The sequence below is a fragment of the Mesorhizobium cantuariense genome (genome assembly GCF_042647205.1).
Taxonomy (GTDB): Bacteria; Pseudomonadota; Alphaproteobacteria; order Rhizobiales; family Rhizobiaceae; genus Mesorhizobium; species Mesorhizobium cantuariense.
Map to the genome: position 1 here is coordinate 1,694,107 of NZ_JBHRVD010000001.1, position 23,661 is coordinate 1,717,767.

Sequence of the window (23,661 nt, forward strand, 5' to 3'; positions counted from 1 at the left end):
TAATCATTGGAGGAATGTACATGAAAACCATGCTGAAAAGTCTGCTTGCCGCCGCGATGGTGGTAGGGTTCACGGCCGCCGCGTCGGCCGCTGGCCTGATCTCGATCATCGTCAACGATCCGGCTAACCCCTACTGGCTGACCGAGGGCAATGTCGCCAAGGCCGAGGCCGAGAAGCTCGGCTATACGGCCAATGTCGGCGCCCACAAGGGCGATACCAACACGGAAAGCAACCTGATCGACACCGCCATCACCAACAAGTCGGTGGCGATCATCCTTGACCCGGCCAACGCCGATGGTTCGGTCGGCGCGGTGAAGAAGGCGATTGCCGCCAACATCCCGGTCTTCCTCGTCAACGCCGAGATCAACCAGGAAGGCCTCGCCAAGGGTCAGCTCGTCTCCAACAACGCGCAGGGTGCTGCTCTCGGTGCCCAGCAGTGGGTGCAGGCAGTCGGTGAAAAGGGCAAATATGTCGAACTGCTCGGCGCCCCGTCGGACAACAACGCCGCCACGCGCTCGAACGGTTACGCGACTGTGCTGAGCCAGTATCCGGATCTCGAAAAGGCTGCTTCGCAGGTCGCCAACTGGGATCGTACCCAGGGCCACGACAAGATGCAGAGCATGCTGCAGGCCAATCCCGACATCATCGCCGTGATCAGCGGCAATGACGAAATGGCGCTCGGCGCGGTTGCGGCGCTGAAGGAAGCCGGCAAGCTTGCCGGCATCAAGGTCGGCGGCTTCGACGGTTCCCCGGACGCGGTTGCGGCGATCAAGTCCGGCGAACTGCAGTACACCGTGCTTCAGCCAGTCGCCATCTTCTCGGCCAAGGCCGTGCAGCAGGCGGACTCGTTCATCAAGACGGGTGCCACCGGTGCGGCGACAGAGAAGCAGCTGTTCGATTGCCTTCTCATCACCAAGGACAATGTCGACAAGTACACGGCACCCTTCGTGTTGTCTGAGTAAAACGTGCACAGGGGGTGTCCTTGCGGACACTCCCTGCCTCTTCTACGGCTTGAGACGACAAGGACCTCCTTGTGAACTGCCTTCGTAACCAACCGGAATTTGCGGCATGAAAGACCTGCTGATCGGCATCGACGCGGGAACGTCGGTGATCAAATCGGTCGCTTTCGATCTGTCCGGGCGGCAGCTCGCCATGACGTCGGTGCCCAACAGCTTCGTCACGCTGGAAGGCGGCGGCGCCGAGCAGGACCTCGATCAGACCTGGCGCGACATGGCGCGGACCGTTCGCGATCTCGCAGCCAAAGTCCCCGACCTCGCGCAACGAACCGCGGCGGTTGCCATCACCGGGCAGGGCGACGGAACTTGGCTGATCGATGGCGAGGGCTTGCCTGTCTCGCGCGCCTGGCTGTGGCTCGACGCCCGTGCCGGACACCTGGTCGACGAGATGCGCGCCGATCCCCTGGATCGCAGGCGGTTCGAGCTGACCGGCACGGGGCTTAATTCCTGCCAGCAAGGCGCCCAGCTCGCCTTCATGAAAAGGAACAATCCGGACATGCTGGAGCGGGCGGCGACCGCACTGCATTGCAAGGATTGGCTCTACTTCAAGATGACGGGCGAACGCGCCACGGATCCGTCCGAAGGAACATTCACCTTCGGCGATTTTCGGTCGCGGACCTATTCCGACGAGGTGCTCGACAGTCTGGATCTGGCGACGCATCGCCGCCTGTTGCCTCCCATGCTCGAAGGCACCACCGACCATCATCCGCTGTCGCGATCGGCGGCGGGAGAGACCGGCCTGCTCGAAGGCACGCCGGTGGTGCTGGGTTACGTGGATATGGTCATGACGGCTCTCGGAGCCGGCCTCTATGATCCCTCAGGCAATGTCGGCTGCACGGTCATCGGCTCGACCGGCATACACACGCGCTTCGCCGCCACTCCCGATGATGTCGTGCTGAATGACGACGGGTCCGGCTACACGATCGCCATGCCTGTTCCAGGTGGCTTTGCACAATTGCAGTCCAATATGGCGGCAACGCTCAACATAGACTGGCTGCTTGGCCTTGCGCGCGACGTGCTCGCCACGGCTGGCGGCAAACCTTCTCATGACGAGTTGCTGAAAGCACTCGATGTCTGGGTGGAAGGATCGGAGCCGGGATCGCTGATCTACCAGCCTTACATATCGCTGGCCGGCGAACGAGGGCCGTTCGTCGACCCTGACGCACGCGCGGGCTTCATCGGCCTTTCGGTCAAGCACGGCTTTGGCGATCTGGCGCGCGCCGTCCTCGAAGGGTTGGCCTTCGCGGCGCGTGATTGCTACCAGGCGATGGGCGCCGTGCCGAGCGAGATCCGCCTGTCGGGCGGCGCCGCGCGCAGCCCGTCGCTACGCCGCATCATCGCGGCGGCGACCCGGGCGCAAGTGCGCACCAGCAGCCGCCAGGAAGCCGGCGCGGCGGGTGCCGCGATGATGGCTGCGGTCGGCCTCAACGTCTATGGCTCCATGGAAGACTGTGCCGCCGAGTGGGTGACGCCGCTTCTCGGCGACTGCGATGCCTATGACGAGGCGCTGTCGCAAACCTACGATGCGCTCTTCCCTTCCTTCGTTGCGGCGCGTCAGGCGCTTCGGCCGGTGTGGAAGGGCATGGCGCACCGCACAGGAGCAAGATCTTGAGCAATACAACAGATGTCGTCGATCTCTTCGTGATCGGCGGCGGCGTCAATGGGGCCGGCATAGCGCGTGACGCGGCAGGTCGCAGGCTGTCCGTCATCCTGTGCGAAAAGGACGATCTCGCCCAAGGCACCAGTTCGCGCTCCGGCAAGCTGGTGCATGGCGGCCTGCGCTATCTCGAGTATTATGAATTCCGGCTGGTTCGCGAAGCGCTGATCGAACGCGAGGTGCTGCTCGAGGCGGCGCCGCACATCATCTGGCCCATGCGCTTCGTTCTTCCGCACAGCCCGCAGGACAGGCCGGCATGGCTGGTCCGGCTTGGGCTGTTTCTCTACGACCACCTTGGCGGCCGCAAGCGGTTGCCGGGGACAAGAACGCTGAACCTGAGGACAGCGCCGGAAGGGGCACCGATCAAGGACGAATTCAAGCGCGGTTTCGAATATTCCGATTGCTGGGTCGACGATGCGCGTCTGGTGCTGCTCAACGCCTTGGACGCTAGGCAGCGCGGCGCCAGAGTGCTCACGCGCACCGCCTGTGTCGCGGCCCGCCGCGAAAACGGACTGTGGTCGATCGACATGCAGGATGGCCGCACGGGTGCTGTGACGAAAGTCCGCGCGCGGGCGCTGATCAACGCGGCCGGGCCATGGGTCAACGACATTGTTAGCCGCGTCGCCGGGCAGAATTCGACGCGCAATGTTCGCCTGGTGAAAGGCAGCCACATCGTCGTGCCCAAATTCTGGGAGGGGCGTCAGGCCTATCTCATCCAGAACAACGACAAGCGGGTGATCTTCGTCAACCCGTACGAGAATGATCTGGCGCTGATCGGTACGACTGACATTCCTTACGAAGGCAGGCCTGAGGAAGTGGCCCCCGAGGCCAGCGAAGTCGATTACCTGATCAAGGTGGTCAATCGCTATTTCAAGCGGCAGCTGAGGCCGCAGGACGTGGTCCACAGCTTTTCCGGCGTGCGTCCGCTCTATGACGACAATGCCGACAATCCAAGTGCGGTGACGCGCGACTATATTTTCGAACTCGACGCCTCCGATGGCAACGCGCCGCTGCTTTCGGTATTCGGCGGCAAGATCACCACCTTCCGCAAGCTGTCCGAACATGCGCTGGAAAAGATCCAGCCGTTCTTTCCGGCGATGAAGAAAGCCTGGACGGCCAAAGTTCCCTTGCCGGGAGGTGACCTTCCCAATGCGGACTTCGAGCAGTTCCTGAGCGATCTGCATGCAGAATTTTCGTGGCTCAGCCCTTCGCTGGTGAAGCACTACGCTCGAACCTATGGCACCCGCGCCAGACAATTGCTCGCCGGTACGCATGGCGAGGCAGATCTCGGCCGCCGCTTCGGGCCCGATCTCTATGAACGGGAGGCAAAGTTCCTGGTCGAAACCGAATGGGCCGGCACATCAGCCGATATACTGGAACGCCGCACCAAACATGGCCTGCATATCGATGCGGCCGAACGGAAAGCATTCGAAGACTGGTTCGGTAACATCATGGCGACGGTAGACTGATGGCCTTCACGCTTTCACTCAACACCAATCCTCTGGTCAATCGCTTCGCCGATCCAGACGATTTGATCGATGCGATCGCCTATGGCATCGGCATCCGCGACGTGCAGCTGACGCATGAATTCGTCAATCCGGGCTGGCCGGCGGCCACGATTGCCAAATTCCTGCGCCTGTTCAACAGCGCGCTTTCGCGGACCGGTGTCAGGATCACCTCCGGCATGACCGGGCCCTATGGCCGGCTCAACCATTTCGGCCACCCGGATGCGGATGTCCGGCGCTATTATGTCGACTGGTTCAAGACGTTTGCCGACATTTCCGCCGAACTTGGCGCGCCGGGCATGGGCACGCAGTTCGCCATCTTCACCTACAAGGACTTTGACGATCCGCAACGGCGGGCGGCACTGCTCGATATCGCGCTCGAATGCTGGCGCGAAGTGGCCGAGCACGCCAAGGCGGCGGGCCTGACATACCTGTTCTGGGAGCCGATGTCGGTCGGCCGCGAGTTCGGCCACACGATCGAAAGCTGCGTCACGCTGCAAGGCGCAATCGATGCGGCGAAGCTGCCCATACCGATGAAGATGATGGTGGATATCGACCATGGCGACGTGACCTCGCCCGATCCTGCCGATACCGATCCCTATGCCTGGGCGAAAGCGTTTCCCTTGCAATCGCCGATCATCCACATCAAGCAGTCGTCGATGAACAAGGGCGGCCACTGGCCGTTCACGGCCGCCTACAACAAGGACGGCCGCATACTTCCGCAAAAGCTGCTGGACGCGGTTCGGCAAGGCGGCGGTACCGACAATGAAATTTGCCTTGAACTTTCCTTCAGGGAGAGGGAACCGGTGGATCATCAGGTTATCGAGATGATCCGCGAGTCGGTGGATTTCTGGGCGCCTCATATCGACAGCGGCCGCGACAGTCTCAAGCCTCGAGCCTGAGCGAATGCGCCGCCCGAAAGCCGGCTTCGGCCGCAAAGTATCGAAGGAGAAAAAGAATGGCCCCATATTGGGTCGGCACGAGCTGGAAGATGAACAAGACGCTGGCGGAGGCGTTGCAGTTCGCCGATGCGCTGGCGGCCTTCGAGCCGGGTTTCGATGAGGCAATACAGCCTTTCGTCATTCCGCCGTTCACCGCCGCGCGCCAGGTCAAGGCGGCGCTGGCCAACACCCGCGTAAAGGTCGGCGCACAGAACATGCATTGGGCCGACGCCGGCGCCTGGACGGGAGAGATTTCGCCAGTGATGTTGAAAGACTGCGGGCTGGATGTAATCGAACTCGGCCACAGCGAGCGTCGCGAACATTTCGGCGAAACGGATACGACTGTCGGGCTGAAGATGGCGGCTGCTGTCAGGCACGGTTTCGTGCCGCTGATTTGTGTCGGCGAGACGCTGGCTGAGCGTGAATCCGGCCGCGCCGAGGCGGTGTTGACGGCACAGGTTCTCGGCGCGCTGCAAGAGCTGAGCGGCGATCAACTGAAGGCGGAAATTCTCTTTGCCTATGAGCCCGTCTGGGCGATCGGCGAGAAGGGCATTCCGGCAAGCGCCGATTATGCCGACAAGCAGCAGGCGCTCATCAAGAAGGTTGCCGCCGACCGGCTGCCGGCTGCCCCGCCTGTGCTTTACGGCGGCAGCGTCAATCCCGGCAACGCGGCCGAATTGATCGGCCAGCCGCATGTCGACGGCCTGTTCATCGGACGCTCGGCGTGGCAAGCGGAAGGCTATATCGACATTCTGAAAAGAGCGTCGGCCGCCATCGCGCGCTGACTGCCAACGAAGCAAAGGAGTTCATCATCATGAAGATCGCACTCGGAGCCGATAGCGCCGGCAAGCCGCTGCTCGACGTCATTGCCAAGCATCTCGCCACCAAGCCGGAACTGCAGGTCGTCGACCTCAGCCAGGCCGGATTCTACGCCGATATCGCCGCCAAGGTCGGCCACGAAATTCTGGACGGCAACTACGACCGGGCCATCCTGTTCTGCGGTACCGGTATCGGCGTCAGCATCTCCGCCAACAAAGTGCCGGGCATTCGTGCCGCATTGACCCACGACACCTATTCCGCGGAGCGCGCCGCCAAGTCCAACAACGCCCAGATCATCACCATGGGCGCCCGCGTCATCGGCCCGGAGTTGGCGAAGTCGATCGCCGACGCGTGGCTGGCCTCGGAGTTCGATCCGAATGGCCCCTCAGCCGCAAATGTGCAGGCCGTCGACAAGCTCGACGCCAAGCGCTGAAATATGTGGCGGGTCCGCTGCTGATCAGTCGGTTAGGGCGGTCCGCATCGCCTCGATCACGGTCACGGCGGATGCCGCGCCTGGATCCATATGGCCAAGCGAGCGTTCGCCAAGGCGTGAGGCTCGGCCCTTGGTCGCGATCATCGCCTTGGTCGCTTCCGCGCCTGCCTTTGCCGCCTGCGCTGCGGCCTCGAGACTACCCGCCAGATCCTTGCCGGAGGCCATCGCTTCGCCCGCCGCCTGCGCTGCGGGCGCCCATGCATCGATCATCGTTTTTTCGCCAGGCTCCGCCTTGCCGCGATCCTGAATGCCCTTGGCCATGGCCTGAAACAGGGAGACCACGTCCGAATCGTCAAGCGTCGTCTTGCCCTTGACGGCTGCCGCGCCACGCATGAACGCGGTGGCGTAGAGTGGGCCCGAGGAGGCGCCGACGGCGTTCAGGAACGACTTTGCCGCCGTGTTCAGCAAAGTGGTCGGATCGGTCGCCCCGGCATCCAGTGCGGCTACCGCATCGCGTGCCGCGGAAAATCCAAGCTCCATCGCAATGCCGTGGTCGGCGTCGCCGATAACCCCGTCTAGCGCGCACAGCCGGTCTCTGTCGGCTGACATGGCGGTTGCGATCGTTGCGAACATGCGGGCAAGGCGGGCGGTGTCGATTGTGGTCATGTTATTGTCCCTTGACGAGGAGCAGGTTTAGCCGGCGCGAAACATGGCGCAGTCGCAAGGGTGGTCCAGCATCGTCTGCAACTCGTCGTCCAGCCGATGCAAAGTGATCGAGGCCCCGGCCATTTCGAGCGAGGTGCAGTAATTGCCGACCCAGCTTGCGTGGATGGACACACCGATTTCGTCAAGTCTCTGCTTCACGCGCCGGTTCATGATGTAGAGTTCCATCAGCGGCGTCGAGCCGAGCGAGTTGACGAGCACGGCGACCTTGTCGCCGCGCGTCGGCGCCATCTCGTCGAGGATCCTGTCCAGCATCTCGTCGGTGATCTCGTCGGCTGTCTTCAACTTTTCGCGCGCGATGCCCGGCTCGCCATGGATGCCCATGCCGATTTCCATCTCGTCCGGCCCGATCTCGAAATTCGGCCGGCGGGTCTGCGGCAGCGAGCAGGGCGACAGCGCCACGCCCATGGTGAAGGTGTGGTCGTTGGCTTTGCCAGCGATACGCTCGCATTCGTCGAACGACAGCATCCGGTCGCAGGCAGCACCGGCAGCCTTGAAGATGAAGAAGTTGCCGGCGACGCCGCGGCGCTTGTGCCTGTCGCCAAGGGGCGCCGAGGCGACGTCGTCGGTGCTCAGCACCGTGCGCACCTCGATGTCGTCCATGGCAGCCATCTCGGCGGCCATGTCGAAATTCATCACGTCGCCGGCATAGTTGCCGTACATGAAGAGCACGCCGGCGCCACCGCTGACCGCCTTGGCGCATTCGAGGATCGGGTCTGGCGGCGGTGAGGCAAAGACATTGCCGATGGCCGCCGCGTCGGCCAACCCCTTGCCGACGAAGCCGAGAAAGCTCGGCTCGTGGCCCGAGCCGCCGCCAATCACAAGGCCTACCTTGCCTTGGCGCGGTCCGTCGCGGGCGATGATGGAACGTGGACTGCCGTCCACGCTTTTGAGATGGCGGGGATGCGCGGCGAGAATGCCTTCCAGCATCTCGTCGACGGCGCGGTTGCCGTCGTTGATGATCTTCTTGGTCTGCACCCGCATCCTCCCGGCTTCGGTATTTTCGCAGATAATACCGGGTGTTACCGGGATTTCCACCCGGCAAGGAGCATTTCGCGCGTTGAGGTGTTTCCGCAGGCCAGCACCTGGACGCAAGCGTTGGCTGTTTCAATCGCCGAGGCCGTCGCGGATGGCCGAGAAATAGCGATCGGTTCCGACCTGGCCGCCCTTGAGCGCAACCTCCAGTCCGTCGATCGCCTTGACGCGCGAATGGGCAACGCAAAGCGGCGAACCCGGCGAAGCGGGCAGCGGCATGCGAATTGTCAGGGCATCGACGCCCATCTCGCCGAGGGCGTGGCTCGACGTGTCACCGCCGGCAATGACCGCGCGCCGCAGGCCCTGTTCAACCGTCAGGCTGCGAAGGATTTCTCCGAGGCCGCGGCCAAGCTTGTGGCGGGCGCCTTCCTGCCGGTCGATTTCGGTGCCCCTGTCGGCAGTGGGACCGAGCGCGGTGTAGAGGATGACACTGCGCCCGGCTTGCAGACTGGCACGGCCGCTTGTCGTGGCGCGTGTGATCGCCTGCTCTGAAACCTGCGAAACCAGCTCGACGGGATCGATTTCGATGCCGTCGAAACCGTCGGTCAGGCCATGCCGGATCTGCCGTTCGGTGGTCGGAGAGCAACTGCCCGACACGACGGCTATCCGCTCGGCTGCGCCCGGTGGCGTGAAGCTTTGTCCGGCGCTGACGATGCCATTCGACGCCCATTCGGCCAGCAACGCATACTCGACCCCGGACGAGCCGACGACAAAAGAGCCGCCGGGCTTGCGAACGCGCCACAGCTCCTTGCCGGCCAGAGCCTGCGTCTCTAGATTGTCGACATCGACAAGCACGATGGCGGTGCCGTTTCCGATCAGGCGATCGAACGCCGCCGACCGCGACGCGGACTGCAGCGTCGCAAGGTCGATCAGCCCGGAGCTCAGCGCCGTCTGCCGCGACAGATGGATCAGCAGATCGGACTCATCCATCGGCGTCGTCGGGTGACGGCTCATCACAGGGTGGCGGTCGATGCGAAAATATTGGTCGCGATAGGCGGCGAACAGATGGCCGAAGGCGGTGTAGCGCTTGAGCTGCGGCGCGCCGACCAGCAGCGGCACGCTGTCTTGCGCGAACACCGAGCGGCCGATCTCGATGGCCCGGCCTATGCTGCCGATCGTCGGGCTGGAATCGAAGGTCGAGCAGACCTTGTAGTGGCAGATCTCGGCATTGAAGGTTTTCAGCCAGGCAAAGGCTTCGCGCAGATGCGTGTCCATCCATTGCGGCGTCTCGCTGCGGCTGGTGCCAGCCAGTCCGATCGCTTGGCAATGCGCGAATCGCGACAGCAGGGCCGCGTCCGGCTTGCGCATGAACAGCACTGTCGGCACGCCGCCGAGTTCGAGCGCCTCCATGACATCGGTCGAGCCGGTCAGGTCGTCGCCATAATAGCTGAGAAGCAGGTCTTGCATGGCTTCAGGCTGCCTTGCCGTCGCCGAATTTTTCGATCGACCGCGCCAGTTCGGGATGGCTGAGGGCGAAGTCGGCAAGCGGAATGCCGTCGACCGCCGCTTGCCAGGCCTGCTGCACGGCGCGCACGCCGGCGCCCGGCCCGTCCGGATGGCTGACGATGCCACCGCCGCAGAGATAGAGAAGATCGACCGTTCGTCCGGTCCGCGCATATGTCTCAGGCGCCTGGCCGCCCCACTGGCCGGAACCGGCGACCGGCAACGCGCAGTCCTCAGGTGAAAAGATCGGCGTCGTCACCGCCTTGAAGGAGTCGACGAAAGAGTCATCCGGCTCCCAGTATTTCGAGGCGATGCCGTTGATCTGGAACTGGTCGACGCCGAGCAGCCGCCAGAACTGCTGCCAGACCTTGAAGTCCATGCCAAGCCCGGGGTGGCGGGTGAGGATGTCCCAGCCGTTGCGATGGGCGTGCAGCACCAGGCTGGAGCGTTTTCTCAGGAACGCCATGCCACCGAAACCGATCGAATTGATGTTGATCACCGCGCAATTGCCGCCGGCCTTCGCCACCAGATCGTGGTTGCGCATCATCTCATCGGGGTCCGCATGCGAGATGCCAAAGGCATACATCACCTTCTTGCCGGTCTTCTGCTCGTGGCCGAGGATGAGCGGCATGATCGCCTTCACCCGCTCGGCAAGCGGCGAATAGGCGGGGCTCATCAGTTTCTCATCGTCCTTGATGAAGTCGATGTCGGCGGCGATCAGTTCCGCCACCATTGCCGCCGTCTCGTGCGGTCGCAATCCGAGCGCCGGCTTGACGATCGTGCCGATGATCGGGCGGTCCGTCACTCCGGTCAGTCGGCGGCTGCCGGCGACACCGAACTGTGGGCCGGGATGCGCGCCGCGAAAATCCTCCGGCAGCTTCATGTCGACGACGCGAATTCCGGTGAGGCCCTTGATCGAATAGGTGCCGCCGATGGCAATCGTCATCAGCGCCGAAAGGTCGGTGCCGATGGCATCGAACGGAAAGGCAATGTCGACATCGGCGCGTCTGAATGGCCCGTCGCCTGCGTCGGGCAGCGACGGCCGCTCGGCATCGGGCAGAGGCCGGATCGCCAGCACGCGCGCCGCCACCCGGGCCTTCAGCTCCTCGGTCTCGCCGGGCAGCGCGACGAAGGTGCCGGTCGACTGGTCGCTGGCGATCTTGGCTGCCAGCGCTTCGATGCTTCCAGGCGTTTCGATGCGATAAGTGAGGGTGATCATGGTCTGCTGTCTCAGGCCGAATGCATTCGAAAAAAGTTCCCCGATCCACGAAATCTGGTATAATGAGTACATAAGTATTGCAAGCGATATCCTGCTCGCCAGACACACGCTGGTTGACGGACAATCATTCCGGGAATCGCGGCAGCAATGCTAAATAGGGGCCGGTCAAGGGAGTGATTCGCGACGATGAACCGTTCGGAACCGATTGTCCGGCGCAAGCTTTCCGACGAGGTCTTCTTGCGGCTGAAGCGCCTCATCAGCAGCGGCGAATTGATGCCGGGCGACGACATGCCGTCGGAGCGCGAACTGATGGAGCGCTTCGAGGTCGGCAGGCCGGCGATTCGCGAGGCGATGCAGGCGCTGAGCAATATGGGCCTGGTCGCGATCTCGCATGGCGAACGCGCCAAGGTGCTGCAGCTCACGGCAAAGTCGATCATCAAGCAGGTCGATGGCGCCGCCAAGATCATCCTGTCGTCGTCGAAGGACACGCTCGAGCACCTGAAGACCGCGCGCATCTTCTTCGAGCGCGGCATGGTCAGGGAAGCCGCTGAAAAGGCCACCGCCGAGGATGTGCAGCGGCTCAGGGCCACCGTTGCCGAACAGCGCGGCTTCCGTGGCGATTCCGAGGCCTTCATATCCGCCGACATGAAATTCCATACCCAGATCGCCGCGATCTCCGGCAACCCGATCTATGTCGCAGTCAGCGAGGCGATGCTGGGCTGGTTGAAGGAATATCACACCGAAATGCTGATCTGGACCGGCAAGGAAAAGTTCACGCTGACCGAGCACGAAGAGATCATCGGCCGCATCGAGAAGAAGGATGCCGACGGCGCCGAGAAGGCGATGATCAAGCATCTTGAACGCTCGCGCGCGCTCTATGTGATGAATTCCGAAAAGTGATCTCGGCGGATCAGCCGAGCCGGGTGATGGCGTAAGGCGTCATCACGAGATGGCCTCGGCCAAGCACTGAAATGTTGACCGGCACATCGTCCGCCGTCAGGTTCGCCAGCCACACGACAGTCTTGCCCGAGGCCGAGCGTCCAGCCAGCGCCAGCACCTTGGTCTGATCGCTCGTCCTTGCCGCCACATGCGCAAGGCCAGCCAGTTCGCAAAGCCCCTTGATAGCCCTGAAGATCGGCCGGGGCGATCCTTCCGCAACGGGTTCTCCGGATAACGCCAGCACGCCGAACGGTCCGGTGAAGCTGGAGAGCGTGAGCTGTTCCAGTCCGGCGGGAGCGACGCGCGCGGCATAGCCGATCGTCCATGCCGCCGCAAACAGGCCGGCATGGCGAGGATCGCTGTCGGCCATGGCGGTGCGCTGTCCGCCGGGATTGGGTTTGGTCGCTCCGCCATAGGGGTTCTTGCGCATGGCAATCGTCGACGGACCGATCCGGTAGGGCTTTGCCCCGAAGATCGCCCATGCCGACTGGGTGATGAAAGGCAGCGCCTCCAGCGATTGCATGATGCTGAGATCGTCGGCGGCATGCACGATCGGGCAGGTGCAATGGGTGACGAAATCGAGCTGGTCCGCCGGCACGCGTTTGCGGTTGAGTTCGGTGAAATAGCTGAACATGCCGCCGCCGAGGCGGATATCGGAGAAGGCGCACCGCGCCGCCGCATAGACTTCTTCGAGCGGCGGACACTCAGGCCACGCGCTGCCCGGCGGTGTCGACTGCCGGTCGACCGAAGGCGAGACGGCAACGGCCGAGAGTTTCAGCCCGGCCTGGCGCACTAGGTCGGCGACGCCTGACAGCTCGGCGTCAAGATCGCCAGCACAGGCAACGACGCATTCGAGGGTCGTTTCAGCTGGGTAGGCAGTTGCGAGCCGGGCGAAAGCACGCAAGGCGTCGAGCCCGTGGCCGCGCGTTGGATCGTAGTGAAACAGCAGCTGTTGTGGGCCGAGTGCCGCCAGCGTGGAGAGGTTCGCCAGCGCCGTCTCGACATCCTCGGGATAGATGACCACGCCGACATCGGGCAGCCTTGGTCCGACCTCGCCGAGTTCGACGCGGACCGGTTCGCTGGCCACGGTGGCAGCCGGCGCTTTGCCTTCGCCTGCGATGCGCAGGCTGATCGTTTGGCGCAGGGGCAGGCCGGCAGGCAGCACATAGGGCCATGGCAGCGCCAGCGGCCGCACATAGGTCTTGTAGGATGCATCGGACCAGTTGCGCTGGTCCTCCATTTCGAACACGTCACCTTCCATCCGGCATTCGGCGGTGACGCCAGGCCGAACCTGATGGGTGATGGCGCGGATATCCTTGAAAGGCTGCCAGGGGTCGATCAGCTCGGGAAGTTTCGTTGCGACGATACTACCGTCCGTATGCTCGACAGTGACCGGGCTGCCGGCGAGGCCGGCGATCGGGTGCAGGATGCAGAAGCCGCAGCGATTGGTTTCGAAATCGCTTTCGGGAAAGGCGCTGACGTCGAAGACCAGCCGGCCATCGGCGGAGCCTTTGATGGTGGCGCGGAAGCCGAGCCGGCTTCCGTCGAGGGCTACACAGCTGGCCGAATAGCTGACCGAAAAAGCGTCGGCGTCCTGGTTGATGATCAGGTCCGTCAACGCCGGCTCGTAAGTGCCCCAGTCGCGGTCGCGCACGATATAGGCGATGGCGCGCAGCACTTCGGTGCCGCTATGCCGGATGGTGCGCAGATTGCCGTTGACGAAGTCCGCGCTCAGCGCGCCTGCGCTGAGCCTGACCGGCTCGGCCTCGACCGCACGCGTGCCGTAAAGCAGGAAGGCGTCGGCGGTCATTTCAGCAAGGTGTCGAGCTGCACCGGTTGCCGGCTCGCGGCACCGGCGTAAGCCGCCTCGACCAGCGCGAACGTCTTGAGATTGTCCGCGCCCGAGGTCGCCGGTTCGATCCCCTTTGCGAGGCAGTCGACCCAGTGCTGCTGGATGGCGACGACGCTTTCCTGGATGTTGTGCCAGGGACGCGAGGCCCATGGCAGCAGCGGCGGCGAGACGTCGGTGATGGCCGTGCCGCTCTTGCCGGTGACGGTGAGCCGGTATCCCTGCGCCAGCCGGATCGTGCCGTCGCTGCCGTCGATCTCGATCAGCGTCTCGGGAAACGGCTCCGTGGCGAGCTTCGTCGCGTAGCTGCAATCGACCACCGAGATGGCACCGCTGTCGTGATCCATCAGCATCGTTGCTACGTCCTCGCCTGATATGCCGGGGTTGATGCGCACCGTTCGCGTGGTGATGACAGACACGTCGCCCAGCAGGAAACGGGCGATGTCGAGGATATGGATACCGAGGTCCTCGATGATGAAGCGCTTTCCCGTCGCCAGATAGGGCTGGCCGGAAAACACGTCATAGGCGGAGCGGAAGGAGATGCGCCCGAAGAAGGGCGTGCCGATCTCGCCGCTGTCGAGCACGGCGCGCACCGCCTGGATCGGCGACTGCCAGCGAAAATTCTCATGCACCATCAGCGGTACGCCGGCTTGAGCGCACGCCCCGACCATCGCCTTGGCGTCGGCGAGCGTCGGCGCGAACGGCTTTTGGCAGATAACCGGAACGCGATGGGCGGCCGCCATCTCGACAAGCGGACGATGGCTGGGCGCGGTGGTGGCGATGTCGACGAAGTCGAGACTCTCGCCGGCAAAAAGTTCCGCCGCATCGGTATAGCGCTTCGCAATGCCGAACTGGTCGCCGACGATCTTGAGCCGCTCCGGATCACGGTCGCAGATGGCGACGATCGAGGCGCCTGCGATGTCGCGCCAGGCATGCATCTGGTTGACGGCAAAGAAGCCGCAGCCGATCAGCGCTCCACGCAACTCCGCCATGATCAGCCTGCCTTTGCCATCTGCATCAGCGTCACACGGCTTTGCAGCCGGCGCTGCGCCTGGTCGACGACGACGGCGACGATGATGACGAGCCCCTTGATCACCATTTGCCAGAACGAACTCACACCCATCATCACCAACCCGTCCGAAAGAATGCCGATGACGAAGGCGCCGACGATGGTGCCGCCGATCGTGCCGCGGCCGCCCGACATCGAGGTGCCACCGAGCACTGCCGCCGCAATGGCGTTGAGCTCGAAACTTTCGCCCGTCGCCGGATGCGAGGCCATCAGCTCGGACGAGATGATCAGGCCGACGATCGCCGCGCAGAAACCGGAGAACATATAGACGAACATCTTCACCATGTTGACACGGACGCCCGAAATCCGCGACGCTCGCTCATTGCCGCCGACGGCGAAGATGTGGCGGCCAAGCGGCGTGTATTTGGCGAGATAGGCGGCTCCCAGGGCAACGACGATCAGGATCCAGATCGCCACCGGCAGGCCGAGCAGCCGGCCGGCACCGAGGAAACCGAAGCCGGTGGTGCCGAGTTCCGGCTTGCCGACGAGGTTGGGGAAGGTGCGGCCGTCCGACGACAGCAGCGCCAGGCCGCGCGCGACATAGAGCACGCCGAGCGTGGCGATGAACGGCGCGACGTTCAGCTTGGTGATCAGCAATCCGTTGACGGCGCCGATCAGGATGCCGACCGCCAGCGTGATCAGCGCGATCTCGAAGACGTTGAAATAGATGGTGTAGCCGATCTGCAGGTCGATGCCGTTGAGCACGAGATAGCCGGCCACCATGCCGCACAGGCCGACGATCGAGCCGACCGAAAGGTCGATGCCGCCGGTGATGATGACGAAGGTCATGCCCATCGCCAGGAACGCGTTCAGCGCCACGTGCTTCGACATCAGGATCAAATTGGCGGTCGACAGGAAATTCGGCGCCGCGATCGAGAAGAAGATCAGGACGGCGATAAGCGCGATGAAGGTCCTGAGCTTCATCAGTGTCAGCAGCACCGAGCCGCTGGAAGCGGAGGGAGCGGCCGCCTTGGCTGGAATGTCAGTCATGGGCGGTGCTCTCCGTGTGTGGGACCGGTCCGTGGCCAAGCGCCGAGGCGGCGACGAGTGCCGCCTCTGTCGCCTCGGCGCGATCGAACATGCCGGTCAGTTTTCCGTTGCTCATCACCGCGATGCGGTCGGACAGCGCCATCACCTCATCGAGATCCGAGGTGGCGAACAAAATCCCCAATCCGTCGCGAGACAGTTTGCGCATGGTGCGGAAGACGTCTGCCTTGGCGCCGACATCGATGCCTCGGCTGGGCTCGTCCATCAACAGCACCTTGGGTTCGGTGAGCAGCGCCTTGCCGATCACCACCTTCTGCTGGTTGCCGCCCGACAGCGACGACACTTCCTGCGCCGGGTCGGCAACCTTGATCGCCAGTTCCCGCACCATCTGCGTCACCGCCTGCCTTTCGTCGGCGCCACGGATATGGAACAGGCGGGCAAATCGCGACAGGCTGGCCAGCGTCAGGTTGCTTGCGACCGAGAGGATCGACACCAGCCCTTCGCGCTGGCGGTCTTCGGGGATCAGTGCCAGCCCGCGCCGGATGCGCCGCGTCGTGTCGCGCTCCTTGACCTGTTTGCCGCCAATGAAGATCGCGCCCGTCGAATGGCCGTGGCGGCCCATGATGCAATCGAACAACTCGCTGCGGCCGGCGCCCATCAGGCCGTATATGCCGAGGATCTCGCCGGCGCGCAGCGACAGCGAGACATGGTCGACGGCAAGCCCGCCAGTGGCGCGCGGCAGGCAGATGTCCTCGGCGCGGAAGATCTCTTCGCCCGGAAGATGGCCGTCGGCCTTGGCGAAGTCCTTGGCGTCGGAGCCGATCATCTGACGAACGATCCACTGCGTGTCGACGTTCTTCATCTCTTCCTGGCCGGTTATGCGGCCGTCGCGCAGCACGGTGATGTAGTCGCCAATGCGGATCAGTTCCTCGAGCCGGTGCGAGATGTAGACGATGGCCACGCCGCGCGCCTTGAGGTCGGCAATCACCTTGAAAAGGATCTCGACTTCCGCCGTGCTCAGCGCCGAGGTCGGTTCGTCCATGATCAGGATGCGCGCGTCGAGCGAAACCGCCTTGGCGATCTCCACCAGCTGCTGCTGGCCGATGCGCAGATCCTCGACCAGCATGTCGGGCCGGATGCCTGCTTGCAGGCGTTCCAGAAATTCCGCCGCGCGGTTTTCTTGTTCTTTGCGGTCGATCTTGCCAAAGCGGTTGGTGATCTCCCGGGTGGCGAAAATGTTCTCGGCGACGCTCATGTTGCCGAACAGGTTCAGCTCCTGGAACACCATGCCGATGCCACGGCTCACCGCATCCGCGGATGACGCGAAGGAAACCTCTTCGCCCTCCAGCAGGATGCGGCCGGCTGTCGGTCGTTCGACACCGGCGATGATCTTCATCAGGGTCGATTTGCCGGCGCCGTTTTCGCCGACCAGCACGTTGACCGCGCCCTTGCGCACCTCGAAATTGGCGCGCTTGACCGCAACGGTGCCGGAATAGACCTTGGAGACATCCTCGAGCTTCAGGATGATTTCGCGCTCTGCGGTCGCGCTCATGGCTTCGGCCCGATCTCTGCCTCCGCTGGCGTCACCAGCGGCAGGTCCTGGCCACTGCCCAGCGTATAGGCGCCCAGCACCTTGGCGCTGCGGCCTTCCAGCGCATCGCGCGGCAGTTTGGACAGCACCGTCTTGTCGGCATACGCGTTGAACGCCTTGCCGAACTGGGCGAAGTCGATCTGGTTGGTGAAGTCGTTGAACTGGATGAAGTCCAGGCTGTCGCGCAGCGCGGTGCCGCGCACCGCCGGTCCGATCTGCACCCGCGCATCGGCCTTGCCGTCGCCGTCGACATCGACATCGACCGTCGCCGCGCGGGACTGCGTGTTCGCCGCAACGATCTTGCCTTCCAGGTGAACCGCGAAGGTCCACGGCGAGTTCGCCTGTTTGTTCGGATTGCCATATTTGGCGCCGGCAGCGGCCGCATCGGTTGTTGCCAGGGTGTGAACCTCTGGAAACGGTCCGGCTTTCTGCTGGAGATAGGGCACGACCTTTGCCGCCCAGATCTCTTCGACCATCTTGTCCGGTTTGAAGGCGGGAGCATTGCCAGCGTCTGCCGATTTCGTCGGCAGGATCTTGCAGGCGGTCAGGCTGATGCCGGCCATCACGGCAAGGATCGGCCAGTTCGGCTTGGTGTTCAGCATGGCGGCCTGTTGTTCAGCATCGTGGGCGGCCCACGGAAAATGGCGGCGAGGGGCGACCCTGGGATTCGCCCCTCGCTATTCATCTCGCGCGGACTCAGTTCGTCAGCGCGAAGGTCTCCAGCTTGGCGGCATTGTCGCCATTGACCAGAACGCAGTCCATCAGCTGCTTTTCCTTGGCCGGCGACTTCTTGTTCTTGATGAAGTCGTTGGCCTGCTCGACCGCCATCTGCGCCTGCGCGAAGGCGGGCTGCAGCACGGTTGCCTTGATGCCGCCCGAGGTGATGGAGTCGCGTACGTCATTCGATCCGTCGAAGCCGACGACGATGACATCCTTGCGGTTCGCGGCGGCAAGTGCTGCATAGGCGCCCATCGCCATCGTATCGTTGCCGGAGATGACGCCCTTGATGTCGGGGTTGGCCTGCAGGATCGATTCCATCTTGGAATAGGCTTCCGTCTGGCTCCAGTTGGCCGACTGTTGCGCGACCATCTTCAGGTCCGGATAGTCGTCGATGACGTCGTGATAACCCTTGGAGCGAATCCCGGCATTGGTGTCGGATTCCTTGCCGACCAGCTCGACGAAATTGCCCTTCTCGCCCATCAGCTTGACGAATTCCTGCGCGCCGAGCTGGGCGCCCTGGTAGTTGTTGGAAACGATCTGCGCCACGGCGACGCCGGTGGCGTTGATCTCGCGGTCGATCAGGAAGGACGGAATGCCTGCGTCCTTGGCCTTCTGCACGGCGGCGACGGTGGCGTCGGCGCCTGCATTGTCGAGGATGATCGCCTTGGCGCCGCGGCCGATCGCAGTGTCGATCAGCTCGGACTGCTTGTTGGCGTCGTCGTCATGGACGAGCACCAGCGCCTCGTACCCGAGTTCTTTGGCCTTGGCTTCGGCGCCGACGGCTTCCGCCTTGAAGAACGGATTGTCGTGCGAGGGCGTGATGATGGCGATGAGATCCGCCGCGTAGGCGGGAACGGCCGTGCCAAGCGCCAGCATGCCGGCGAAAGCCGCAAGCGTCATTCTGCGTGTGAGTTTCATGAAGTCCTCCCGTTTGAAAAATTGCCTTGGTCAACCAAGGCCTCTGTCGGCATGCGAATTCGTCAGGCGGCGCGGGCGGTGGATCGCTTTCGGGCTAAAGAGCCGTTTGCCGGCTTCCCCTCCACGGATCGTTGCTCCCCAGCCATCCCCCAATCGCCCAGGCTTCGAACTCCCTGCGAAACCCTGTCGATCCGAGCCATGAACAGCTAAGCCAACTGGTATGATGAGTCAACCACAAATTCAGGTGATATGTACCTGATGAGTGGTGAAAATCGAGCGTCGGCAACGGTACGCCGACGCATCGAGGCGCTGCGGCAAGCGCCTGTCCTCTTTCAGGTGATGCGCTGAATGCTGGCGGCGATCTCTTCCGGCTCGAACACGCGTTTCCAGTCGTCACGCATCAGCACCGGCTTGCCGAATTCGATCGCCTTGTTGCAGGCGTCCGAGAAAACGCCCTTGGTCTCGCCAAAGATGACGGCGCCGAGCACGTTCATATGGCCGAGCAGGAAGTCGAGCGCCGCCTGCTGATCGACGCCGCGTGCCACGACCTCGTCGACAGCTTCCTTCATGACCACCAGCAGCGAGGCGCACACGGTCTCCGAAAGGCCAGGCTCCAGCAGCGCCATCTGGTCGACGGTGACGCGGTGCGAGCGCATGACCGGCGCCCAGATGATTTTCGCGATGGCCTCGCCCTTGGCGTAATCCTCTTCCGGTCCCTGCATCAAGGCGCTGACCATATGCTGCTTGGCCTTGACGCCGCCGAAATAGTCCTTCTTGGCCGCCATGTCCGTCTCGTCATTGAAGATCGGCGGATGGCAGGGATGGGTGACGAAATAGGTGAGGTCCGGCCGTTTCGGCAGATGGCCGGCGAAGGGTGCCGCCGCGTCGAGCACCACCACCATAGTGCCTGATACCAGCTTGCTCTCGATGCTGGTCGCCACCTTGCCGATATGCGTGTCCGGAACGGCCAGGATCACCACATCGGCGCCCTTGAGCGCCTCGTCGGCGCTGACCGTATCGAAACCCAGTCCGGTCTTCAGCCGTTCGCGGCCGGCATCGCTGACCTCGACATGGCGTATCGTGTAGGGCGATCCGCGAAAATTGGTCGACAGGCGGTAGCCCATTTTTCCGCCGGCACCGAACAGCGCAATCGTTGTCATCTGGTCACTACTCCTGATCTCAGCCGACGGTATCGCCCGTCGTCAACTTATCAACTGGTATAATCACACTACCAGATTTTGGCAATCTGATAATGGGAAATGCGGTGCAAGTCATGACTGCCGGTCTCCCGCCGGCACTGCGGCCTCGCCGTCGTCGCCGCCTGTCGGCTCGGCCGATGCTCGCCGCGTCATCGCCTGTCGTCCGGCAAGCGCGAGCACGAAGATGACGACGATGCCCTGCACGATGTCCTGGGCGCCCGGAGGCAGGCCGATGATCTGCATGGTGGTGACGATCAGGATCAGCAGGATGCTGGCGAACAAGGTGCCGACAGCGGTAGCCGAGCCGCCGAAGATCAGCGTTCCGCCGAGCACCACCGCGGCGATCGACTGCAACAGGTAGGGCTGGCCCATTTCGAGGAAGGCGCCACCGATATAGGCGCCGAGCAGCAGTCCGTTGAGCGATGCCAGCACCGATGAGATGATGAAGGCCGATGCGATCACCGGCCCGTTGCGGATGCCTGAGAGCCGCGCTGCGGCCCGGTTCTGGCCGACCGCCGACAACAGCTGGCCGAACACGGTGTAGCGCAGCACGAGGGAGGTTGCTGCCACGCCAAGGATGGCAATGACCGCCATGATCGGGACGCCGGAAATGCGGCCCGATGCCAGGTATTTCAGTGCCGGGCTGACGGTGAATCCCGAGATCGCCCGGTTCGACAGCAGCGTTGCGGTGGCCAGCACGTAGCCGGCCGCCAGCGTGGCGATGATGGCCGGGATGCCGAGCCCGACGACTAGCAGCGAATTGAGCGCACCGACAGCCAGGCCGAGCAGGATCGCGGCGGCAACGCCGATGGCGAGATTGGCATCCTGGCCCTTGATGGTGAGCAGCGCGACGAAGGCGCTAAGCGTGATCACCGAGGCGACCGAGAGGTCGATGTTGCCGCGCCCGGTCGTCACCACGAACATCTGGCCGATGCCGACGATCGTCAGGAAGGACGCCGACAGGATGATGCCCGACAGGCTGGACAGGCTGAAGCGGTTGGTGACGATCGACAGCACCAGCCACAGAAGCAGCACGCCGATCGCCGCCCAGATCCAGCGGTTTCTCTGCAACCAGAGGCTGAAGGCGGTCAGGGCGTTCATTGTTCGCTCCTGCGGTCGGCGGTCAGGCTGCGCAGCGTCAAAAGGGCGATCAGGATCAGGCCCTGTGTCGCGGCGTTGAAATCGCTGCTGACGTTCAGCGTGCCGAGCAGCGCGCCGATCAATGACAGCGTCACCGCCCCGGCAACGGCGCCGACCGGCGAGATGATGCCGCCCAGCAGCGAGCAGCCGCCCATCACCACGGCGGCGACGCTGAGCAGCGTGAACGAATTGCCGGAGTTGATGTCGCTCGCCGTGTTGATCGCCGTCAGCGACAGGCCGGCCGCACCCGCAAACAACCCGGCGATGAGATAGCGCACCAGCGCATAGCGCGTCGGCGACCATCCCGAACGGATCATCGCCGTCGGGTTGTTGCCGAAGCCGCGCAGCACCACGCCAAGCGGCAACCGGTCGATGACGAAGACGACCAGCGCAACGGCCGCGATGAGGATGATGGAGGTGGGCACGAAGCCGAGCGACCAGCTGAAGAGCGCCGACAGCCATTCCGGGCTGGCGCCGCCGGGCGTCGGCTGCAGTGCATAGCCCAGCCCGACCCAGATGAAGGAGGCGCCGAGCGTGACGACGATGGCCGGGATCTTGCGCGCCTGGATCACGCCGCCAAGCCCGGCATAGGCGGCGAGCGCTCCCACCAGTGCCAGGGCGCCGAGCCACGGCTGCTCGTAAAGCAGCGTGGCGCTGAGCACGCTGACGAGGCCCGCGAAGGCGCCGACACCAAGGTCGATCTCGCTGCCGCCGACGATGAACATTTGTGCCGCCGTCACCAGCACCAGCGACAGCGCCGGCATCAGCAGCAGATCGAGCCCGAAGATCGAGGCGACGGCGGGGTTGGCTGAGATCATCACGGCCAGCACGGCGGCAAGCCCGATGAAGGGAGCCGCATCCACCAGCCTGCGGCCAAGCCTTGTCGCTGGCGCATCCCTGTCTCGGGCAGTTGCGAGTCTGTCCGCCGGCTGGGCGAAGGAGGCGCCGACAACAGCCGATTCCGTGATCGCGTCGCCGGTGAGTTCCCTGACGATGCGTCCGCCGGCAAAGACCAGCACGCGATCGCAGGCCAGCAGTTCGGCATCCTCTGTCGTATGCCAGACCAGGGCGCGGCCGCTGCGCGCAATCTCGTTGCACAGCCGGTAGAAATCCTGCTTGGTGGCGATGTCGACGCCGCGCGTCGGGTCGTCGAGCAGGATGATCGGCGTGTCGGCGACCAGCGCCCTCGCGACCAGCGCCTTTTGCTGATTGCCGCCGCTGAGCTCGGTGATGTTCGACTGGAAGCGGCTGTCGTCCAGCCGCAGCTTGCCGGCGGTGCCGGTGGCCATCTCGCGGTTAGCGCGATCGGAAACCAGCCCCAGCACAGGCCGGCGGGCCAGCGCGCCTATGCTGATGTTTCCCAGCACGCTCCATAGCGGGAACACGCCTTCCTTCTGCCGGTCTCCAGCGATGAAGCTGGCCTGCGCATGTCTTGTGACCGCGCCGTTTTGCTTGGCGTCGGGGCCGAAGATCCTATGCAGCAGCTCCTTCTGGCCGCTGCCTTCGAGGCCGGCCAGCCCGACGATCTCGCCGCGAACGATCTCGATGTCGCGGCCGAGTTCAGCCGTCAGCGGGCCGGAGAGCCGCACCAGCACGTCCTGGGCGGAGCTGGTGGAGACGGCGTGCTGGTGCACCGGATTGGCATCGCCGCCCATCAGCTGCACCAGCCTGCCGATCGAGGCGTCCGCGACCTGGCCCTGCCATGCCGTGCGGCCGTTGCGCAGCACCACGATCTCGGTGGCGATGTCGATGATCTCCTGCAGCTTGTGGCTGATGAAGATGAAGGCAAGCCCTGCCTTTGCCCGCTCGCGCACGAAGGCTCTCAGCTGTTTCGAGCGGTCGAGATCGAGCGACGAGGTTGGTTCGTCGAGCACGATCAGCCTGACGCCGGGCGTTGCCGCGGCACGCGCGATCTCCACCATTTGCCGTTCGGCGATGGAGAGGTGGCCGACTTCGGCGTCGGCATCGATGCCGTTGCCTGGAAAGACAGCGTCGAGCGCTGCGCGAGCGCGGGCGCGATAGAGTGTGCGCCAGCCGGGCCGGCTCGCAGCGTCGCCGGGCGTCTCCAGAAAGAAGTTCTCGGCGACCGACAGATTGGCGCAGAGCGAAAGCTCCTGATGCACCATGCGGATGCCGCGCTGCTGCGCCTCGGCGGTGCCGTAGTCGGCGAAGTTCACCTGTTCGTCGGCGAAGGAAATCGAGCCCAGCGTAGGCCACATCGCGCCGCACAGGATACGCATCAGCGTCGATTTGCCAGCGCCGTTGCCGCCGACCAGGCCGATCACGTCGCCGGCGCCGACGCAGAGGTCGATCCCTGCATTGGCGAGCGTCGGTCCAAAGCTCTTGGTGATCCCGGTGAGCGAAATGACACTTTGCTGGGCGGGGGCGGCAAGCGCCGCCAACGCGGCCCTGTCCTGATCGGCGACGGCAGACTGGGACATTCGTCCTCCGTTTCTTC

General features: G+C 63.8%; 20 protein-coding genes. 7 read left to right on the top strand and 13 right to left on the bottom strand.

The window, feature by feature from the left end:
* The first annotated feature begins 20 nt into the window (after window positions 1-20).
* The 6 genes from ACFOJ9_RS07785 (at window position 21) to derI (ending at window position 6,371) form a co-directional block, all read left to right on the top strand.
* Window positions 21-962 carry a D-ribose ABC transporter substrate-binding protein gene (locus tag ACFOJ9_RS07785; protein WP_013533072.1) on the top strand — a complete coding sequence of 314 codons (942 nt, stop codon included), beginning with the start codon at window positions 21-23 and terminating at the stop codon, window positions 960-962.
* Between the two features lie 106 nt (window positions 963-1,068).
* Window positions 1,069-2,628: an FGGY-family carbohydrate kinase gene (locus ACFOJ9_RS07790; protein WP_378978238.1), complete on the top strand. Its 1,560-nt coding sequence runs from the start codon at window positions 1,069-1,071 to the stop codon at window positions 2,626-2,628.
* Window positions 2,625-4,142 (top strand): glycerol-3-phosphate dehydrogenase, encoded by a 1,518-nt coding sequence (locus ACFOJ9_RS07795; protein WP_378978240.1) that lies wholly within the window; start codon window positions 2,625-2,627, stop codon window positions 4,140-4,142. Before ACFOJ9_RS07790 ends, ACFOJ9_RS07795 begins: the two co-directional genes overlap by 4 nt.
* Complete coding sequence (locus tag ACFOJ9_RS07800; RefSeq protein ID WP_378978242.1) at window positions 4,142-5,080, top strand: sugar phosphate isomerase/epimerase family protein; 939 nt, start codon at window positions 4,142-4,144, stop codon at window positions 5,078-5,080. Before ACFOJ9_RS07795 ends, ACFOJ9_RS07800 begins: the two co-directional genes overlap by 1 nt.
* Before the next feature lie 56 nt (window positions 5,081-5,136).
* Entirely contained in the window at window positions 5,137-5,904 is a 768-nt protein-coding gene (locus ACFOJ9_RS07805; protein ID WP_378978244.1) for a triose-phosphate isomerase, read from the top strand.
* A gap of 29 nt (window positions 5,905-5,933) precedes the next feature.
* Complete coding sequence (derI, locus tag ACFOJ9_RS07810) at window positions 5,934-6,371, top strand: D-erythrulose-4-phosphate isomerase (protein ID WP_126068158.1); 438 nt, start codon at window positions 5,934-5,936, stop codon at window positions 6,369-6,371.
* Window positions 6,372-6,395: 24 nt separating this feature from the next.
* On the opposite strand, the gene dhaL is transcribed toward derI, so the two are convergent.
* The 4 genes from dhaL to oiaX all read right to left on the bottom strand — a co-directional run bounded on the left by dhaL (window position 6,396) and on the right by oiaX (window position 10,791).
* Window positions 6,396-7,037, bottom strand: coding sequence for a dihydroxyacetone kinase subunit DhaL (gene dhaL, locus ACFOJ9_RS07815; RefSeq protein ID WP_378978246.1), 642 nt, complete (start codon window positions 7,035-7,037; stop codon window positions 6,396-6,398).
* A gap of 27 nt (window positions 7,038-7,064) precedes the next feature.
* Window positions 7,065-8,072, bottom strand: a complete 1,008-nt coding sequence (locus tag ACFOJ9_RS07820; RefSeq protein WP_378978248.1) for a dihydroxyacetone kinase subunit DhaK — start codon at window positions 8,070-8,072, stop codon at window positions 7,065-7,067.
* 129 nt (window positions 8,073-8,201) lie between these two features.
* Window positions 8,202-9,536 carry a four-carbon acid sugar kinase family protein gene (locus ACFOJ9_RS07825; RefSeq protein WP_378978250.1) on the bottom strand — a complete coding sequence of 445 codons (1,335 nt, stop codon included), beginning with the start codon at window positions 9,534-9,536 and terminating at the stop codon, window positions 8,202-8,204.
* A 4-nt stretch (window positions 9,537-9,540) separates the two neighbouring features.
* Window positions 9,541-10,791, bottom strand: coding sequence for a 3-oxo-isoapionate-4-phosphate decarboxylase OiaX (oiaX, locus tag ACFOJ9_RS07830; protein ID WP_378978252.1), 1,251 nt, complete (start codon window positions 10,789-10,791; stop codon window positions 9,541-9,543).
* Window positions 10,792-10,977: 186 nt separating this feature from the next.
* Here oiaX and ACFOJ9_RS07835 point away from each other — a divergent pair, with 186 nt between their 5' ends.
* Entirely contained in the window at window positions 10,978-11,691 is a 714-nt protein-coding gene (locus ACFOJ9_RS07835) for a transcriptional regulator NanR (protein ID WP_378978254.1), read from the top strand.
* A gap of 10 nt (window positions 11,692-11,701) precedes the next feature.
* Here the strand turns inward: ACFOJ9_RS07835 and apnL are convergent, their stop codons facing one another.
* From apnL to ACFOJ9_RS07880, 9 genes are all read right to left on the bottom strand, one after another.
* Window positions 11,702-13,540 carry a D-apionate lactonase gene (gene apnL / locus ACFOJ9_RS07840; protein WP_378978256.1) on the bottom strand — a complete coding sequence of 613 codons (1,839 nt, stop codon included), beginning with the start codon at window positions 13,538-13,540 and terminating at the stop codon, window positions 11,702-11,704.
* Window positions 13,537-14,571 (bottom strand): Gfo/Idh/MocA family protein, encoded by a 1,035-nt coding sequence (locus ACFOJ9_RS07845; RefSeq protein WP_378978258.1) that lies wholly within the window; start codon window positions 14,569-14,571, stop codon window positions 13,537-13,539. Before ACFOJ9_RS07845 ends, apnL begins: the two co-directional genes overlap by 4 nt.
* Window positions 14,572-14,573: 2 nt before the next feature.
* The gene (locus tag ACFOJ9_RS07850; protein WP_352726195.1) at window positions 14,574-15,638 is read right to left on the bottom strand and encodes an ABC transporter permease; all 1,065 of its coding nucleotides are present in this window, start codon (window positions 15,636-15,638) and stop codon (window positions 14,574-14,576) included.
* Window positions 15,631-17,187 (bottom strand): sugar ABC transporter ATP-binding protein, encoded by a 1,557-nt coding sequence (locus ACFOJ9_RS07855; protein ID WP_378978260.1) that lies wholly within the window; start codon window positions 17,185-17,187, stop codon window positions 15,631-15,633. The genes ACFOJ9_RS07850 and ACFOJ9_RS07855 overlap by 8 nt, the downstream gene beginning before the upstream one ends.
* Window positions 17,184-17,828 carry a DUF2291 family protein gene (locus tag ACFOJ9_RS07860; RefSeq protein ID WP_378978262.1) on the bottom strand — a complete coding sequence of 215 codons (645 nt, stop codon included), beginning with the start codon at window positions 17,826-17,828 and terminating at the stop codon, window positions 17,184-17,186. Before ACFOJ9_RS07860 ends, ACFOJ9_RS07855 begins: the two co-directional genes overlap by 4 nt.
* Window positions 17,829-17,922: 94 nt before the next feature.
* Window positions 17,923-18,864 (bottom strand): D-ribose ABC transporter substrate-binding protein, encoded by a 942-nt coding sequence (locus ACFOJ9_RS07865; protein WP_024502459.1) that lies wholly within the window; start codon window positions 18,862-18,864, stop codon window positions 17,923-17,925.
* A gap of 332 nt (window positions 18,865-19,196) precedes the next feature.
* Window positions 19,197-20,024: a phosphogluconate dehydrogenase C-terminal domain-containing protein gene (locus ACFOJ9_RS07870; protein ID WP_378978264.1), complete on the bottom strand. Its 828-nt coding sequence runs from the start codon at window positions 20,022-20,024 to the stop codon at window positions 19,197-19,199.
* A 111-nt stretch (window positions 20,025-20,135) separates the two neighbouring features.
* Window positions 20,136-21,164 carry an ABC transporter permease gene (locus ACFOJ9_RS07875; RefSeq protein WP_378978266.1) on the bottom strand — a complete coding sequence of 343 codons (1,029 nt, stop codon included), beginning with the start codon at window positions 21,162-21,164 and terminating at the stop codon, window positions 20,136-20,138.
* The gene (locus ACFOJ9_RS07880; protein ID WP_378978268.1) at window positions 21,161-23,644 is read right to left on the bottom strand and encodes an ATP-binding cassette domain-containing protein; all 2,484 of its coding nucleotides are present in this window, start codon (window positions 23,642-23,644) and stop codon (window positions 21,161-21,163) included. The genes ACFOJ9_RS07875 and ACFOJ9_RS07880 overlap by 4 nt, the downstream gene beginning before the upstream one ends.
* Window positions 23,645-23,661: the final 17 nt, after the last annotated feature.

Excerpts from the sequence above, each read along its gene's own strand:
- ACFOJ9_RS07880 (WP_378978268.1), bottom strand. The coding sequence starts at position 23,644 with ATGTCCCAGTCTGCCGTCGCCGATCAGGACAGGGCCGCGTTGGCGGCG.
- ACFOJ9_RS07850 (WP_352726195.1), bottom strand. The coding sequence starts at position 15,638 with ATGACTGACATTCCAGCCAAGGCGGCCGCTCCCTCCGCTTCCAGCGGC.
- ACFOJ9_RS07870 (WP_378978264.1), bottom strand. The coding sequence starts at position 20,024 with ATGACAACGATTGCGCTGTTCGGTGCCGGCGGAAAAATGGGCTACCGC.
- apnL (WP_378978256.1), bottom strand. The coding sequence starts at position 13,540 with ATGACCGCCGACGCCTTCCTGCTTTACGGCACGCGTGCGGTCGAGGCC.
- ACFOJ9_RS07875 (WP_378978266.1), bottom strand. The coding sequence starts at position 21,164 with ATGAACGCCCTGACCGCCTTCAGCCTCTGGTTGCAGAGAAACCGCTGG.
- ACFOJ9_RS07845 (WP_378978258.1), bottom strand. The coding sequence starts at position 14,571 with ATGGCGGAGTTGCGTGGAGCGCTGATCGGCTGCGGCTTCTTTGCCGTC.
- ACFOJ9_RS07800 (WP_378978242.1), top strand. The coding sequence starts at position 4,142 with ATGGCCTTCACGCTTTCACTCAACACCAATCCTCTGGTCAATCGCTTC.
- derI (WP_126068158.1), top strand. The coding sequence starts at position 5,934 with ATGAAGATCGCACTCGGAGCCGATAGCGCCGGCAAGCCGCTGCTCGAC.
- ACFOJ9_RS07790 (WP_378978238.1), top strand. The coding sequence starts at position 1,069 with ATGAAAGACCTGCTGATCGGCATCGACGCGGGAACGTCGGTGATCAAA.
- oiaX (WP_378978252.1), bottom strand. The coding sequence starts at position 10,791 with ATGATCACCCTCACTTATCGCATCGAAACGCCTGGAAGCATCGAAGCG.
- dhaL (WP_378978246.1), bottom strand. The coding sequence starts at position 7,037 with ATGACCACAATCGACACCGCCCGCCTTGCCCGCATGTTCGCAACGATC.
- ACFOJ9_RS07860 (WP_378978262.1), bottom strand. The coding sequence starts at position 17,828 with ATGCTGAACACCAAGCCGAACTGGCCGATCCTTGCCGTGATGGCCGGC.
- ACFOJ9_RS07825 (WP_378978250.1), bottom strand. The coding sequence starts at position 9,536 with ATGCAAGACCTGCTTCTCAGCTATTATGGCGACGACCTGACCGGCTCG.
- ACFOJ9_RS07835 (WP_378978254.1), top strand. The coding sequence starts at position 10,978 with ATGAACCGTTCGGAACCGATTGTCCGGCGCAAGCTTTCCGACGAGGTC.
- ACFOJ9_RS07785 (WP_013533072.1), top strand. The coding sequence starts at position 21 with ATGAAAACCATGCTGAAAAGTCTGCTTGCCGCCGCGATGGTGGTAGGG.
- ACFOJ9_RS07865 (WP_024502459.1), bottom strand. The coding sequence starts at position 18,864 with ATGAAACTCACACGCAGAATGACGCTTGCGGCTTTCGCCGGCATGCTG.
- ACFOJ9_RS07855 (WP_378978260.1), bottom strand. The coding sequence starts at position 17,187 with ATGAGCGCGACCGCAGAGCGCGAAATCATCCTGAAGCTCGAGGATGTC.
- ACFOJ9_RS07805 (WP_378978244.1), top strand. The coding sequence starts at position 5,137 with ATGGCCCCATATTGGGTCGGCACGAGCTGGAAGATGAACAAGACGCTG.